The organism is Streptomyces hyaluromycini (assembly GCF_002217755.1).
GTDB classification, from domain to species: Bacteria; Actinomycetota; Actinomycetes; order Streptomycetales; family Streptomycetaceae; genus Streptomyces; species Streptomyces hyaluromycini.
This window is the reverse complement of record NZ_BCFL01000030.1, coordinates 180672-195498: the sequence shown is the minus strand read 5'-3', so window position 1 is coordinate 195498 and position 14827 is coordinate 180672. Positions and strand designations below refer to the sequence as shown.

At 71.8% G+C, this 14827-nt stretch carries 14 protein-coding genes and 1 pseudogene; 6 read left to right on the top strand and 9 right to left on the bottom strand.

The window, feature by feature from the left end; genetic code table 11:
- Window positions 1-13: 13 nt before the first annotated feature.
- Window positions 14-1182 (top strand): annotated as a pseudogene (locus tag SSP29_RS57325) (amino acid permease).
- On the opposite strand, the gene SSP29_RS57320 reads toward SSP29_RS57325, so the two are convergent.
- Complete coding sequence (locus SSP29_RS57320) at window positions 1116-1931, bottom strand: alpha/beta fold hydrolase (RefSeq protein WP_089106073.1); 816 nt, start codon at window positions 1929-1931, stop codon at window positions 1116-1118. The pseudogene SSP29_RS57325 and the gene SSP29_RS57320 sit on opposite strands and share 67 nt — an antisense overlap.
- A 98-nt stretch (window positions 1932-2029) precedes the next feature.
- Between SSP29_RS57320 and SSP29_RS41195 the strand changes: the two genes are divergently transcribed.
- Complete coding sequence (locus SSP29_RS41195) at window positions 2030-2503, top strand: MarR family winged helix-turn-helix transcriptional regulator (protein WP_089106072.1); 474 nt, start codon at window positions 2030-2032, stop codon at window positions 2501-2503.
- A gap of 17 nt (window positions 2504-2520) precedes the next feature.
- On the opposite strand, the gene SSP29_RS41190 is transcribed toward SSP29_RS41195, so the two are convergent.
- Window positions 2521-3672 carry a CapA family protein gene (locus SSP29_RS41190; protein WP_089106141.1) on the bottom strand — a complete coding sequence of 384 codons (1152 nt, stop codon included), beginning with the start codon at window positions 3670-3672 and terminating at the stop codon, window positions 2521-2523.
- Between the two features lie 221 nt (window positions 3673-3893).
- Between SSP29_RS41190 and SSP29_RS41185 the strand changes: the two genes are divergently transcribed.
- The 3 genes from SSP29_RS41185 to SSP29_RS41175 all read left to right on the top strand — a co-directional run bounded on the left by SSP29_RS41185 (window position 3894) and on the right by SSP29_RS41175 (window position 5908).
- Window positions 3894-4442: a sigma-70 family RNA polymerase sigma factor gene (locus tag SSP29_RS41185; RefSeq protein ID WP_089106071.1), complete on the top strand. Its 549-nt coding sequence runs from the start codon at window positions 3894-3896 to the stop codon at window positions 4440-4442.
- Window positions 4443-4586: 144 nt separating this feature from the next.
- Window positions 4587-5102 carry a hypothetical protein gene (locus SSP29_RS41180; protein WP_089106070.1) on the top strand — a complete coding sequence of 172 codons (516 nt, stop codon included), beginning with the start codon at window positions 4587-4589 and terminating at the stop codon, window positions 5100-5102.
- A 149-nt stretch (window positions 5103-5251) separates the two neighbouring features.
- Window positions 5252-5908 (top strand): zf-HC2 domain-containing protein, encoded by a 657-nt coding sequence (locus SSP29_RS41175; protein ID WP_089106069.1) that lies wholly within the window; start codon window positions 5252-5254, stop codon window positions 5906-5908.
- 7 nt (window positions 5909-5915) lie between these two features.
- Here the strand turns inward: SSP29_RS41175 and SSP29_RS41170 are convergent, their stop codons facing one another.
- Window positions 5916-6779: an Fpg/Nei family DNA glycosylase gene (locus tag SSP29_RS41170; RefSeq protein ID WP_089106068.1), complete on the bottom strand. Its 864-nt coding sequence runs from the start codon at window positions 6777-6779 to the stop codon at window positions 5916-5918.
- Window positions 6780-6909: 130 nt separating this feature from the next.
- Window positions 6910-9015 (bottom strand): SpoIIE family protein phosphatase, encoded by a 2106-nt coding sequence (locus tag SSP29_RS41165; protein WP_089106067.1) that lies wholly within the window; start codon window positions 9013-9015, stop codon window positions 6910-6912.
- Window positions 9016-9172: 157 nt separating this feature from the next.
- Between SSP29_RS41165 and SSP29_RS41160 the strand changes: the two genes are divergently transcribed.
- Window positions 9173-10594, top strand: a complete 1422-nt coding sequence (locus tag SSP29_RS41160; protein WP_089106066.1) for a lipase maturation factor family protein — start codon at window positions 9173-9175, stop codon at window positions 10592-10594.
- Here SSP29_RS41160 and SSP29_RS41155 read toward each other — a convergent pair.
- Genes SSP29_RS41155 through SSP29_RS41135 form a run of 5 tightly spaced genes read right to left on the bottom strand, consistent with a single transcriptional unit; the run spans window position 10582 to window position 14804 of the window.
- A complete protein-coding gene (locus SSP29_RS41155; protein ID WP_089106065.1) occupies window positions 10582-11412 on the bottom strand; it encodes an amidohydrolase family protein in 831 nt (276 codons plus the stop codon). The two genes, SSP29_RS41160 and SSP29_RS41155, sit on opposite strands and share 13 nt — an antisense overlap.
- Window positions 11409-11723, bottom strand: a complete 315-nt coding sequence (locus SSP29_RS41150) for an L-rhamnose mutarotase (protein ID WP_089106064.1) — start codon at window positions 11721-11723, stop codon at window positions 11409-11411. The genes SSP29_RS41155 and SSP29_RS41150 overlap by 4 nt, the downstream gene beginning before the upstream one ends.
- Window positions 11720-12706 (bottom strand): aldo/keto reductase, encoded by a 987-nt coding sequence (locus tag SSP29_RS41145; protein ID WP_089106063.1) that lies wholly within the window; start codon window positions 12704-12706, stop codon window positions 11720-11722. Before SSP29_RS41145 ends, SSP29_RS41150 begins: the two co-directional genes overlap by 4 nt.
- Window positions 12703-13458: an SDR family NAD(P)-dependent oxidoreductase gene (locus SSP29_RS41140; protein ID WP_089106062.1), complete on the bottom strand. Its 756-nt coding sequence runs from the start codon at window positions 13456-13458 to the stop codon at window positions 12703-12705. Before SSP29_RS41140 ends, SSP29_RS41145 begins: the two co-directional genes overlap by 4 nt.
- Window positions 13455-14804 (bottom strand): L-fuconate dehydratase, encoded by a 1350-nt coding sequence (locus SSP29_RS41135; RefSeq protein ID WP_089106061.1) that lies wholly within the window; start codon window positions 14802-14804, stop codon window positions 13455-13457. The genes SSP29_RS41140 and SSP29_RS41135 overlap by 4 nt, the downstream gene beginning before the upstream one ends.
- Window positions 14805-14827 lie beyond the last annotated feature (23 nt).

Here is a 14827-nt window from a genome sequence, read left to right as displayed (position 1 = left end):
AGAGGTGAGGCACATGGCCAGGCTCCGCATGGGTGCAGGAATTCTCCGTCGCAAACCCATCGAACACTTCGAGGAGACCGAGGTCAGCGAGGGACCCCGGCTGGACAGGTCGCCGGGGCTGTGGCAGCTGACCGCGATCGGCGTGGGCGGCATCATCGGCGCGGGTACCGGGGGTCTGGGGGTGTCCCCCAGACAAGCACAGCACCCTCGCCGGCACGGTGGCCAACGAGACGGCGGGGCCCGCCGTGCTGGTCTCGTTCCTCATCGCCGGTCTGGCGAGCGCCTTCGCCGCGCTGTCGTACGCCGAGTTCGCCGGGCTGATCCCGAAGGCGGGGTCGGCGTACACGTACGGCTATGCGGTGCTCGGCGAGTTCGCGGGCTGGTTCATCGGCTGGGACCTGCTGCTGGAGTACACGGCGATCGTGGCGGTGGTCGCGATCGGCATCTCGGGGTACTTCGGCTTCCTGGTCGAGGAGACGGGCGAGAACCTGCCGCACTGGATGCTCGGCGCGCCGGGCACCGGGTCCGGCCACCGGGTCGACCTGTTCGCCGCGATCCTCTGTCTGCCGATCGCCTACCTGCTCAACCTCGGCATCCGCAGCGCGGCCCGCTTCGAGACGATCGTGGTGGTGCTCAAGGTGCTGGTGGTACTGCTGGTGATCGGTGTCGGCGTCTTCCACATCAGTTCGGCGAACTACCACCCCTTCTTCCCGTTCGGCGTCAGCGGTGCGTTCACCGGGGCGGCGACCGTGTTCTTCGCCGTCTTCGGGTACGACGCGATGTCGACGGCGGCCGAGGAGTCGAAGGACGCGCAGCGGCACTTGCCGAAGGCGATCATCTACTCGCTGGCGATCTCGATGGTGCTGTACGTGGCTGCCTGTCTGGTCCTGACGGGCATGCAGGACTACAAGGAGATCGACCCGGAGAGCGGTTTCTCGACGGCGTTCAAGTCGGTGGGGCTGAGCGGTCTTGCGGACGTGATCGCGGTGGGCGCGATCATCCTGGCTGATCACGTTCCTGAAGTGGGAGACCTGGGTGCGGTTCGCGGTCTGGTTCGTGATCGGGTGCGTGATCTACTTCGGCTGCTCGTACAAGAGGTCGCGGCTGGCGGGGCGTCAGAGGGCCCGGAGGAAGTCGAGCAGGAGGGCGTTGAAGACCTCGGGCTTCTCCAGGTTCGGATAGTGGCCCACCCCTTCGACGACCTCGGCGCGACCGTCCGGGACCTCGCGGGCCAGGCGGTCGGCGGCGGCGAGCAGGGCGGTGGGTTCCAGGCCGCCGTTGATCGTGAGGACCGGCACGTCGATCTTGGGCACCCGGGGCCAGGAGCCGGTCACCGGGACATGCCGGTCCGGCTCGCCGGGGGTGTGCTTGGAGATCGTCCGCAGGGCCATCTCCCGCAGCCGGCGCGGGATGTCCGGGTCGAGGTCGGTGACGGCACGATGCTCGCCGGCCACGCCCCGCAGGAAGACGTCGGCCCAGCCTTCGAAGTCGCCGGCGCCCAGGGTGCGGGCGTACTCGTCCTGGAGTCCCTTGTGCCAGCAGTCCGTGTACCGGAAGTCGCCGGTCGCCGCACCGCAGGTGACCACCGCGCGGACCAGTTCGGGGTGTTCCAGCACCGTGTCGGTGGCGATCACCCCGCCCATGGACAGGCCGACCAGGACGGCGGGCCCCGCGTCCAGACGGCGCAGCAGCTCCGCGAGGTCGTCGGCCCAGCGGAAGGGCCTGCTCGCGTTGGCGGAAGAGCCGTGGCCGCGGACGTCCGGGGCGATCACCCGGTACTCGGCGGCGAGCGCCGGGATCTGCCGGTGCCAGAAGCGGTGGTCGACGTATCCGGAGTGGAGCAGGACCACCGGGTCGCCGGAGCCGGTGTCGAGGTAGGCGAGGTCGCCGTCGGAGGACGGGAAGAAGCGGACGTCCGCAGCACCATTCATGACAACCAAGGTGTCATCTTCGGGAGGGTTTGACAACCGGGTTGTCATGACGGGTTTGACACCCCGGTTGCCATGACGGCTCGGTGCATGATGGCCGGGTGAACGACATCGACAAGCCCCTCGCCCCCGACGAGCTGGGCGAGCGCATCACCGAGGTGTTCGATCTGATCGGCCCGCTGTACCGGCGCGCCTTCCGCAAGGTCGAGCAGGGCGAGCAGATCGAGGGGGCCTCGGTCGGGGTGCGCTCGGTGCTGGACCTGCTGCGCCGGTACGAGCCCATGACGGTGCCCCAGATGGGCCGGATCATGGCGCTGAGCCGGCAGTTCGTGCAGCGCATGGTGAACGACGCGGTGGCACACGGCTGGGCCGAGGTCACCCCCAACCCGGCGCACCAGCGCTCCTCCCTGATCCGCCTCACGGACGAGGGCCGGGCGACCATCACCGCGGTCCTCGCCCGCGAGCACGCCCTGAACCGGCAGGTCGGCGGCGACCTGACCGACACCGAGATCACCGCGTGCGTACGGGTGCTGAAGCAGCTGCTGGCCACGTTCGACCACGTCGACGTGGACTGACCGCCGCGTGACCACCGCTACTCCCCCATCACCAGCCCGTCCTTGGCGGCCCCGCGGCTGAGCACCACGTCCCGGATGGCGTCCCGGGCGCCGGTGAAGTCGGCACCCTGGCCGATGGCCGCGTTGAGGTCGACGACCCGGCCCGCGTCGAGGTCGTACAGCTGCGGGATGAACTCGGCCTTGGCCACCTCCCAGCGGCCGCCCGGACGGGCGGGCGGGGTGAAGGTGAAGCGGGCGAGGGTGGACTCGTTGCCGCGCGGGTCCTGCTGACGCTGACTGTTGTACATCTCGCCGGCCATCTGGTCGCCGAGGCCGTAGACCACCCAGGTGCCGTTGACCTTCTCGTACGCCTGCGGGATGTGCGCGTGGGTGCCGAGGAGCAGGTCGATGTCGGGGCGGCCGCCGGTGCGCGCGGCGGTGAGCCGCTTGGCGAGGGTGAGCTGCTGCTGGTCGGGGGCGTCGGTCCCCTCGGTGCCCCAGTGCAGGGAGACGACGACCACGTCGGCGCCGGCCTGCCGGGCGGCGCGGGCGTCGGCGAGGACGCGGTTCTCGTCGAGGAGGCCGACCGCCCAGGGCTGGCCGGGCGGCAGGGAGTTGCTGTTGACGTCGTAGGTGTACGAGAGCTGGGCGACCCGGGCCCGGCCCGCGTTCATCAGGGTGAGGGTGCCGGCCTCGGCATCGGTGCGGGCGGTGCCGGAGTGCCGCAGGCCCACCCGGTCCAGCGCGTCGAGGGTGCGCTGGATGCCCGCGGCACCGTCGTCGAGGGCGCGGTCGGAGGCGGTGGAGCAGCCGTCGTAGCCGGTGGCGGCGAGGGCCTCGGCGAGCTGCGGCGGGGAGGTGAGGCCGGCGCGGCCGCCGTCGCCGCCGGTGACGGTCGCCAGGTGACAGAGCGCCAGATCGGCTCGGGAGACGACGGGCGCGACGCCGGCGAGCATCGGGCGGAAGTCGTAGCCGTTGCCGCCGGCGTCGAAGTTCGCGTGGTCCACCGCGGACTTCTGCGGCATGACGTCACCGGCGGCGACGAGGGTGAAGCCGCCGGTGGCGGGCACCGCGGGCGCCGGGTGGCCGGGCGGGACGGCACGCTCCTCCCGCACATGGTTCTGACAGGCGGCTGCGGCGGCGAGAAGGGCGGTCAGGGCCAGGGCCGCCTGGCGTCTGCGATTGATCATCAGGAGCACCCCAGAGTCGCAAGCCTTGTCCGATTTACAGATCAATGGGTACGAAGGTGAGGGCGGCCGCAAACAACTCAGGCGCCCCGATTGACCCATCCGGGTCGGGTAAGGGGTATGACGGACCGTTCGTCGCACCGTTCGCCGACGCGATCGACCGTCCGTCGCACACCCCTGTGCACCCTCTGTCCCCCGGCCGGACCCTGCGATGCCATACGGCCATGACGGCCGGAACCACCCTTCCCGACGGGACGACGACCGCCGAGCACGAGCTCGTCGCACTCCAGCGCGACCACGGCCGGCCGCTCTTCGCGCTGCTGCTGCGGCTCAGCGACGGGGACCGGCAGCGGGCCGAGGACCTCGTCCAGGAGACCCTCGTGCGCGCCTGGCAGCACCCCGAGGCGCTGCGCACCGACGCCTTCGACTCCGTGCTGCCCTGGCTGCTGACCGTCGGCCGGCGGCTCGCCATCGACGCGCGGCGGGCCCGGCAGGCACGGCCCGCCGAGGTGCACGACGCCGTCCTGGAGAACACCCGGGCCATCGGCGACCACGCCGAACGCGCCGCCGCGACGCTCGACGTCCGGGAGGCTGTGAAGACTCTCACCCCGGAACACCGTGAAGTCCTGGTGCTGGTGTATTTCCAAGGGGCGAGTGTTGCGGAAGCCGCCGAGACCCTCGGGATTCCACCCGGTACCGTGAAGTCGCGGGCGTACTACGCGCTGCGCGCCCTGCGCCGGGTTCTGCCCGGTTATGCACCCGACCTGCGATGAAACCGTAAGCCAGGTCAAACCTCGGTAAAGCGCCTTGCTGAGGACCATGTTTGAGCAATCAGCTGTCTTCATCCGTGTTCCGCACCGGGAGAGGGACGGACCCGGGGTCGGGGCCACGCGCGCACCGGAGGAAGGCAGGACGGGATGCTGCACAGAGGTCAAGAGAGCACGGACGGGGCCGGAAGCGGGGAACTCGCGGTCCCGATGGCCTGGTTGTACGCCGAGTACATCGCCGACGAGCTGCTGCGCACCGGCGATCTCATGCCACCGACGTCCTTCGAGTTCCGGGCCGGCCGTGACGCGCTGGCGCTGACCATCTTCCTCTCCGACACGGACGGCGAACTGTCGGGCATCCGGGTCGTGTCCCAGTTGGAGACCTGGCTTTCGCTCACGGCGTACGACCAGCCGTGGCAGAACTGGGTGGGAGAACGTATGGCTGTAGTGACGGCCGAGGCGCTTGAGGCGGGCGGGCCGTCACCGGACCTGGATCTGGCCGCGGCCGCCTGGCGCTGGCTGGAGGAGACCGAGCTGCTCGCGCCCGACCTGGACGCGGTGCCGGGCGGTGGTTCGGTGTTCGGCGAGGACGACGGACCGAAGGTGTGGACCCCCGCCTGGCGGCTCGGTCTGCCCCTCGGGCATCTCGCCATCCATCTTTTTTGATTCAGGACCAATCCGCGGGCCCGGCCGCTCCGAATCCGTTGATTACGATTCTGTACGTGGCTTGAGTGAAACGGCTGCCGACTGCGTACGGGTGGGAGCAAGGAACAACGAGTAACCCCCACCCGCACCCTTCGGCACGAGGATTCGTCATGAGGTCCCTGGAAAGGCATCGCGACGTCGGCGCGTACGCGCTCGGCGTGCTGGACGAGGCGGAGGCCTTCCGCTTCGAGGACCATCTCATGGAGTGCCCCAGCTGCTCGGCACACGTGACCGAGTTCGGCCCCGCGGCACGGCAGTTGATGCTGTACCGCAGGGCCACGCCGCGCTTCGTGCACCCCATGGCACAGCCCGGCCCCCGGCTCCTCGACCGGCTGCTCGCCGAGGTCGCGACCCGGCACCGGGCCAAGCGCCGCAAGCTGCTGTACGGCCTCGCCGCCTCGGTGGTGTTCGCGGTCGCCGGCCCCGGCATCGCGACCTATGCCGGCCACGACACCGCCCCGGCCGTGCAGGTCACCGCGGCCACCGACGCGCAGTCCGGCATCTGGGCGCAGGTGAAGTCGCAGGACACCGACTCGGGCAGCACGATCGAGCTGGAGGTGAAGGACCCGGACGGGCCGCGCTCCTGCCGTCTGGTCGCCGTCGGCGACGACGGCTCCGAGCAGGTCGTGACCACCTGGGCGGAGCGGGACCACGACGACCGGGTGAGCACCATGACGGGCGGCTCCTCGATGCACCCGGACGAGATCGACCGCTACGAGGTGCGCGACGCGGACGGGCAGCGCCTGGTGACGCTGGACCCCAAGTGAGCGCCGGCTACCTGAGCAGCCGCGACATCCGGCGGTCCGCGAGCGGCTTGCCGCCGGTCTGGCAGGCCGGGCAGTACTGCAGCGAGGAGTCGCTGAAGGAGACCTCGCGGATGGTGTCGCCGCAGACCGGGCAGGGCTCGCCGGTCCGGCCGTGGACGCGCAGCCCGCTCTTCTTCTCCGACTTGAGCCGCCCTGCCGCCAGGCCGTGGGAGCGCTCCACCGCCTCGGTGAGGGTGGTGCGCAGCGCCTCGTACAGCCGGTGCGTCTCCTCGGGGGTCAGGGACGCGGCCAGCTTGAACGGGGACATCTTCGCCGCGTGCAGGATCTCGTCGCTGTAGGCGTTGCCCACCCCGGCGATCAGGCTCTGGTCGCGCAGGGCGCCCTTCAGCTGCCGTCGCTCGTCCCCCAGCAGGGCCGCCAGGCGCTCCTCGTCGAAGTCCGCGGCCAGCGGGTCGGGGCCGAGCCGGGCGATACCGGGGACGTCCTGCGGGTCGCGCACGATGTACACGGCCAGCTTCTTCTGGGTGCCGGCCTCGGTGAGGTCGAAGCCCGCACCGGTCTCCAGGGCCGCCCGCAGGGCCAGGGGGCCTTTCCCGGGGCGGGGCAGCCCGTCCGGCAGCCGGTCCTTCCACTGCAGCCAGCCCGCGCGGGCCAGGTGGGTGACGAACCGCAGCCCGCGGTCACCCTCGATGTCCAGGAACTTGCCGTGCCGGTGCACGGCGACGACCTCGCTGCCCTCGAAGGCGCCGACCGGCGGGTCGTACGTCTTCAGGACGCTGATGGCGACCGGCAGCACGCGCACGACCTGGCGGCCGACCAGGTTCTCGGTCAGGAAGTCCCTGAGCGCTTCGACCTCGGGCAGTTCGGGCATGCGTCCAGGGTGCCACCCGCTGCGCCTGCGCTCCGCCGGAAGTGCCGCATCGGGTCGTCCTACGGCTGCGGCGCCGTGGGGGCTGGTCGCGCCCACGCGGCGGAGCCGCACATGTCTCGGCCCCGCGCCCCTACGGGGCGCTGCCGTCGTCCTTCTCCGGCATCCGGAACTCGCACCAGACCGCCTTGCCGCCGCCGCGCGCCTCCACGCCCCACACGTCGGCGATCTCGTCGACGAGCAGCAGCCCCCGCCCGGACACCCCGTCCTCGCCCGCCTCGCGGCGGCGCGGCAGGGCGCTGGAGGAGTCCTCGACCTCGACGCGGAGCCGGCGGTCGCTGCCGCTGAGGACCCTGAGGGTGACGATCGCGGAGCCCTCGGTGTGCATCAGCGCGTTGGTGATCAGTTCGTCGGCGACCAGCTCGATCTCGTCGGCGCGGTCCCCGGCGCCCCAGGCGCGGACGGCGGCGCGGACCATGTGCCGGGCCAGGGCGAGCGCCTCGGGGTCGCCGGAGGCCACGTGCTGCTGGAGACGGCCGACGGCCTGTGCGGTGTCGGAGCCGCGGCGGCGCAGCAGGAGCAGGGCGACGTCGTCGTCACCGCCCCGCACCTCGGCGATCTCGATCAGCACGTCGGCGAGCGCGCGCACGTCCTCGGGTCCCTCCGTGACCTGCTCGATCAGGACCTGTATCCCGTCCCCGAGGTCCTTGCCGGGCTGCTCGACGAGCCCGTCGGTGCACAGCAGCAGCGTCTCGCCGGGATCGAGCTCCACGGTGGACACCGGGTATTCCAGGCTCTGGAACTCGGCGGACAGGCCGAGCGGCAGCCCGCCCTCGACGGGGACCCGGCGGCAGCCGCCGTCGGCGGCGCGGACCAGCGGGTCGATGTGCCCGGCGCGCACCACCTGGACGACACCGGTGGCCAGGTCGGCCTCGGCGTACAGGCAGGTGGCGAAGCGGTCGGTGTCGAGCTCGTCGAGGAAGACGGAGGCACGGGCCATCACGGTGGCCGGGGCGTGGCCCTCGGCGGCGTAGGCGCGCAGCACGATGCGCAGCTGGCCCATGACGGCCGCCGCGTGCGTGTCGTGCCCCTGGACGTCGCCGATGACCGCGCCGACCCGGCCGCCGGGCAGCGGGATCAGGTCGTACCAGTCGCCGCCGATGTCCCGGCCCAGGGAGCCGCCGGCGCTCGCCGAGCGGTAGCGGACGGCGACGTCGGCTCCGCGCACGCTGGGGATGGTGCGCGGCAGCATCGCCTGCTGGAGGCCCTGCGCGAGGTCCTTCTCCTGCTCGAAGAGCATGGCGCGCTGCAGGCTCTGCGCGATGCTGCTGCCGAGGGCGACCAGGACGGCGCGTTCCTCGCTGGAGAAGCCGAGCCGGTCGTTGTAGAGCAGGCCCATGGCGCCGATCGGGCGGGCCTGGGCGATCAGGGGCAGGTAGGCGGCCGAGGTGATGTGCAGGTCGGTGATGTGCGGCCACAGTATCGGGTAGCCGTCGGCGAACTCCTCCGGCGACTCGATGAAACGCGGGCTGAGGGTGCGCACCACCTCGCCCATCGGGTAGGGCTCCTCTATCCGGGTGATCCGGGTGCCGGGCACGAAGCTCCCGGCCGGCCCCTCGGCGACCAGCCGGATCCGGCCGGCCTCGACCAGGCCCATCACCAGACTGGTGGCGCCCAGGTTGGGGATGCCGTGGGTGTCCTTGAGGACGTCGATGACCTCCTGGACGCTGCTGGCGTGCGCGAGCGCCGCGGTGACCGCCTGGACGACGCCGGTCTGCCGGCGCAGCGCCTGCCCCTGGGCGTCCCGCAGGTTGCGGACCTCGCTGTCCTCCAGCTCCTGGGTGGCGTCCCGGACGATCCCGACGACCCGGCGCGGGCGGCCCGTCTCGTCGCGCCGGATGTAGCCCTGGGTGTGGGTCCAGCGCGCGGTGCCGTCGCGGCGCCGGATGCGGAAGTACGTTCCGTAGTTCTCGCTGCCGTCCTTGATGGCCCGGGACACCACCGCGTCCAGCCTGCTGGACTCCGCCGGGGGTACCCGGGCGGCGAGGGTCTCGGGGCGGCCGTCGTACTCCTCGGGGGTCAGGTCGAACACCTCGTGCGCCTGGGCGTCCATGTGGAAGAGGCCGGCGTCGAGGTCCCAGTCGAAGGTGCCCATGTGGTTGAGCGCGAGGATCGGGTGGTCCGGGTGGGCGGGCCAGTCGTCCGGGAGTGACGGAGCGCGCGCTCCCCGATCAGCCATGGGGCCACCATGCCAGGGGAACCCATATCGGGCAATTTCTCCCCTATTGTCTGCTTCACTCGCTCGGGTTACGCAAGCGGGCAGGCGCGGTACACAGGGTGACAGGACCCCGCCGATCCGGGGGCCGCACAATGGAGAGAGTCAGGAGCGCACGGCCGTGGACTGGTTCACCGCACCCGGGTACTGGTTGAGCCGGCTGGTCTTCCAGCGGGCTCTGGCCGGCGTGTACCTCGTCGCGTTCCTGGTGGCGGCGCGGCAGTTCCGGGCCCTGCTGGGCGAGCGCGGGATGCTGCCGATCCCGAGGTTCGTCGCCCGGGTCCCCTTCCGGCGGGCGCCGAGCCTCTTCTATCTGCACTACTCGGACCGCTTCTTCGCGGGCTGCGCCTGGGCGGGCTGCGCGGTGTCGGCGGCACTGCTGGCGGGAGCGGACTGCGAACTCCCGCTGTGGGCCGGGATGGTGCTGTGGCTGATCCCCTGGGCCCTGTACCTCTCGATCGTCAACGTCGGCCAGACGTGGTACGCGTTCGGCTGGGAGTCGCTGCTCCTGGAGACCGGCTTCCTCGCCGTCTTCCTGGGCAACGACGAGGTGGCCCCGCCGGTCGTCGTGCTCTTCCTGCTGCGCTGGATCCTGTTCCGGGTGGAGTTCGGGGCGGGCCTGATCAAGATGCGCGGGGACGCCTGCTGGCGCAAGCTGACCTGCCTCCACTACCACCACGAGACCCAGCCGATGCCGGGCCCGCTGAGCTGGTTCTTCCACCACCTGCCGGGGCCGGTGCACAAGGCGGAGGTGGCCGCGAACCACGTCACCCAGCTGCTGGTCCCCGTCCTGCTGTTCACCCCGCAGCCGATCGCGACGGCGGCCGCGTCCCTGATGATCCTCACCCAGCTCTGGCTGGTGGTCTCCGGCAACTTCTCCTGGCTGAACTGGATCGCCATCGTGCTGGCCCTGTCGGCGCTCCGCCTCCCCACGAACCGTCGTGCGGCACCACCCACCCCGCTCTGGTACGAGGTGGTCGTCCTCGCCGTGGCCGCGCTGCTCCTCTACCTGAGCTACCACCCGGTGCTGAACATGGTCTCCCGCCGGCAGGTCATGAACCGCTCCTTCGACCCGCTCCACCTGGTCAACACCTACGGCGCCTTCGGCACCGTCAGCCGGGTCCGCTACGAGGTGGTGGTCGAGGGCACGCTGGACGGCACACCGCGCGAGGACTCGGACTGGCGGGAGTACGAGTTCAAGGGCAAGCCGGGCGATCCTCGTTACTGGCCCCGCCAGTTCGCGCCCTACCACCTGCGCCTGGACTGGCTGATGTGGTTCGCCGCCCTCTCCCCCGCGTACGCCGGGGACTGGTTCGGCGGCCTGGTGGAACGCCTCCTGGAGAACGACCGCGACACGCTGCGGCTGCTGCGCCGCTCACCCTTCCCGCCCGACGAGCCCCCGCGCTTCGTCCGCGCCCGCCTCTTCCGCTACCGCTACACCAGCTGGCGGGAGCTTCGGGAGACGGGCGCGTGCTGGGAGCGGACGTACGTGCGGGAGTTCCTGCCGCCGACGCGGCTGGCGGCGGCCGCTCAGAGGCGGTAGACGCGGGCGGCGGTGGTCTCGAAGACGGCGGTGCGGTCGGCCGGAGCGATCAACCGGGTCGCCGCGTCGAAGACTTCGCCGTACGTCCCGGCCAGGACGCACACCGGCCAGTCCGAGCCGAACATCAGGCGGTCCGGGCCGAAGGCGTCCAGGACCGTGTCGGCGTACGGGCGCAGGTCGTCGACGGTCCAGGAGGCGGGGTCGGCCTCCGTGACCATGCCGGAGAGCTTGCACACGGTGTTGGGCAGGGCGGCGAGGGCGCGGACGGCGGAGGCCCAGGGTTCGCGGGTGCCGGCGGCGATGGGGGGCTTGCCCAGGTGGTCCAGGACGAAGGTGAGTCGCGGGTGGGTCTCGGCGGCCTTGACGGCGGCCGGGAGCTGGTGGGGCTGGACGATGAGGTCGTAGACCAGGCCGGCGTCGGCGAGCGCGGTCAGCCCCCGGCCGACGTCCGGGCGCAGCAGCCATTCCGGGTCGGGTTCGCCCTGGACCTGGTGGCGGATGCCCTTCAGGTAGGCGCCGCCGGGGAGTTCGCTCAGGCGGGCGAGTTCTTCGGCGATGTCGGGGCGGGTGAGATCGGTCCAGCCGACGACCCCGGCGACCAGGTCGTGGGTGTCGGCGAGGGCGAGGAACTCGGGGGTCTCCTCGGGGACGGTGATCGTCTGGACGAGGACCGTGCGGGTGACCCCGGCCGCCGCCGCCTCGGGTTCGAGGTCCTCGACGGTGAAGTTCCTTCGGAGCGGCTGGAGCTCGGGTCCGGTGATCCAGTCCTGGTCGCGTACCGAGAGGTCCCAGACGTGGTGGTGGGCGTCGATCGTCATGGCAGCTCCCATACGACGGGCAGGCCGGCCTCCGAGCCTGCCTCGGAGTAGTCGTGGACGACGTCGAGAAGCTCGGCCATCCGGGCCTGCCAGGCCACGTTGACCGGGAGCTTCGCCAGCTCGGCGAGGAGGCGGCCGTAGTCGGCGCAGTCCAGGACGTGGAAGAGGTCGGTGCCGCTGCGCCAGATGGTCCAGGAGGTGGCGCCGGCGGCCCGGATGGCGTCGGTGAGTTCGGTGGGGACCTCGCGGTGGGCGGCCTCGTACGCGGCGACGCGGTCCGCGTGGACCTTGGTGTGCAGGGCCACTCTCATGACGGGTCCGCCCCGGGTACGGGGGTGTCGGCGGGCAGCAGGCCGGTGGCGTGCAGCTCCTGCCAGAAGGCGGCGGGGACGTGGGTGGCGAACTGTCGTGCCCCGTCCGCGATCTCGGCCGCGGAGCGGGCACCGACCAGGACGCTGGCCACGGCCGGGTGGGCCGCGCAGAAGGCGAGGGCGGCGGCGCGCAGGGTGGTGCCGTGCTGTTCCGCGAGCGCCTTGAGACGCAGGGCACGGGACAGCAGCTCGTCGGACACCTGGGCGTAGTTGTAGGTGGCGTCGGGCTTCGGATCGGCCAACAGGCCGGAGTTGAAGGCGCCGCCGATCACCACCGAGGTGCCGCGCTCCTCGGCCGCGGGGAGGAGGTCGGCGAGGGCGCTCTGGTCGAGGAGGGTGTAGCGGCCCGCGCACAGCACCACGTCGACGTCGGTGTCGCGCACGAACCGGGTGAGCATGGCCGTCTGGTTCATGCCGGCGCCGATCGCGCCCACGACCCCCTCGGCGCGGAGCTTCTCCAGGGCCGGGTAGCCCTCGCGGAAGGCCTCTTCGGCGTGGTCGTCGGGGTCGTGCAGGTAGACGACGTCGACCCGGTCGAGGCCGAGCCGCTCCAGGCTGGCCTCCAGGGTGCGGCGGATGCCGTCGTCGGTGAAGTCCCAGACCCGGCGGAGGGTGTCGGGCACGGCGAAGCCGTGGGCGAGGTCGTCGCCGTCGCCGGGCCCCGGCTCCAGCCGGCGGCCGACCTTGGTGGAGAGGGTGTACGCATCCCGGTCGTACTGGCGCAGGGCCTCGCCCAGCCGCCGCTCGGACAGCCCCAGGCCGTAGTGCGGGGCGGTGTCGAAGTAGCGGATGCCCTGCTGCCAGGCGGCGGTGACCGTGTCGTGCGCCTGCTGGTCGGGGAGTTCGGTGTAGAGGTTGCCGATCACGGCGGCGCCGAGGCCCAGGGGGCTGACCCGGACGCCGCTGCGGCCGAGGGCGTTCACCGGCCCACCGGCCGCAGCCTGAGGCCCTGCATGCCGCCGTCGACGGCGAGGGAGGTGCCGGTGGTCGCGCCGGACAGCGGGCTCGCCAGGTAGGCGATGGCACCGGCGACCTCGGCGGCGGAGACCAGGCGCCCGGACGGCTGGCGGGCCTCCAGGGCGGCGCGTTCGGCAGCCGGGTCGGACGCCCGGTCGAGGAGCCGGCCGATCCACGGGGTGTCCGCCGTACCGGGGTTGACGCAGTTCACGCGGACGCCCTCGCGGACGTGGTCGGCGGCCATGGCCAGGGTGAGCGAGTAGACGGCGCCCTTGGTGGCGCTGTACAGGGCACGCTGCGGCAGGCCCGCGGTGGCCGCGATGGAGCAGGTGTTGACGATCGCGGCGTGCTCCGAGCGGCGCAGGTGCGGCAGGGCGGCGCGGGCGGCGCGGACCATGCCGAGGACGTTGACGTCGAAGACGCGGCGCCATTCGTCGTCGTCGTTGTCCTCGACCGTGCCCTGGGCGCCGATGCCGGCGTTGTTGACAAGGATGTCGAGGCCACCAAGAGCTTCCATCGCGCTCTCCACGGCCGTCCGGACCGAGGTGTCGTCGGTGACGTCGGCCCGGAAGCCGAGCAGCGGCTTCTCGACGGAGGACGGGTCGAGGTCGAGGACGGCGACCTGGGCGCCGCGCCCGGCGAGCAGCTCGGCGGTGGCCCGCCCGATCCCGGAGGCGCCGCCGGTGACCAGGGCCCTCAGACCCTCGAAGTCGGTCATGCCGCCTGTCCCTTCTGTGTTGCGGGGTCGGCGGCCCAGAAGGTGCCGCCGGGATAGGTGTACTCCGCGACGGACTCCGGTCGCATGGCGGCCGAGAAGCCCGGTGCGGTGGGTGCCGCGTAATGACCTTCCCGGATCACCACCGGATCGAGGAAGTGGTCGTGCAGATGATCGACGTACTCGATGACCCGGTCCTCGGTGGTGCCGGAGACGGCCAGGTAGTCGAACATCGAAAGGTGCTGGACGAGTTCGCACAGTCCCACGCCGCCCGCGTGCGGGCAGACCGGCACGCCGAACTTGGCGGCAAGCAGCAGGATGGCGAGGTTCTCGTTGACGCCGGCGACCCGGGCCGCGTCGATCTGGACGATGTCGAGGGCACCGGCCTGGAGCAGCTGTTTGAAGACGATCCGGTTCTGGACGTGTTCGCCGGTGGCGACCTTGACCGGGGCGACCGCCCGGCGGATCGCCGCGTGGCCGAGGATGTCGTCGGGGCTGGTGGGCTCCTCGATCCAGTACGGGTCGAACTCGGCGAGGGCCTTGGTCCAGCGGATCGCCTCGTCGACGTTCCAGCGCTGGTTGGCGTCGACGGCCATGCGGATGTCCGGTCCGACGACGGCGCGGGCGACCCGGCAGCGCCGGATGTCGTCGTCCAGGTCGGCGCCGACCTTCAGCTTGATCTGCCGGAAGCCGTCGGCGACCGCCTGGGCGGCGAGCCGGGTGAGTTTCTCGTCGTCGTAGCCGAGCCAGCCGGCCGAGGTGGTGTAGGCGGGGAAGCCGCGCTCAAGGAGGCGGGCCCGGCGTTCGTCCGCGCCCTCGCGGCCCCGGCGCAGGATGGCCAGGGCCTCCTCGGGGGTGAGGGCGTCGGTGAGGTAGCGGAAGTCGATCTGGCGGACGATCCACTCGGGCTCGGCGTCGGCCAGCAGCTGCCACAGCGGCTTTCCGGCGCGGCGGGCGGCGAGGTCCCAGACGGCGTTGACCACCGCGCCGATCGCCATGTGCATCACGCCCTTCTCGGGGCCGAGCCAGCGCAGCTGGCTGTCGCCGATCAGGTCCTGGTAGAGGGTTCCGGGGTCGTCGCAGAGATCGGCGACCGGGCGGCCGAGCACATGGTTCCGCAGCGCGTCGATCGCGGCGACCTGGACGTCGTTGCCCCGCCCGATGGTGAACGTGAACCCGTGCCCCTCGTGCCCGTCGCCCGCGTCGGTGCGCAGGACGACGTAGGCCGCCGAGTAGTCGGGGTCCGGGTTCATCGCGTCGGAGCCGTCGAGCTCGCGCGAGGTGGGGAAGCGGATGTCGTGGGTTTCGAGCGCGATGACGCGACTGGAGGGGCCGGGGCTCGGGGACACGGATTGCCTTTCCGTCGGGGGAG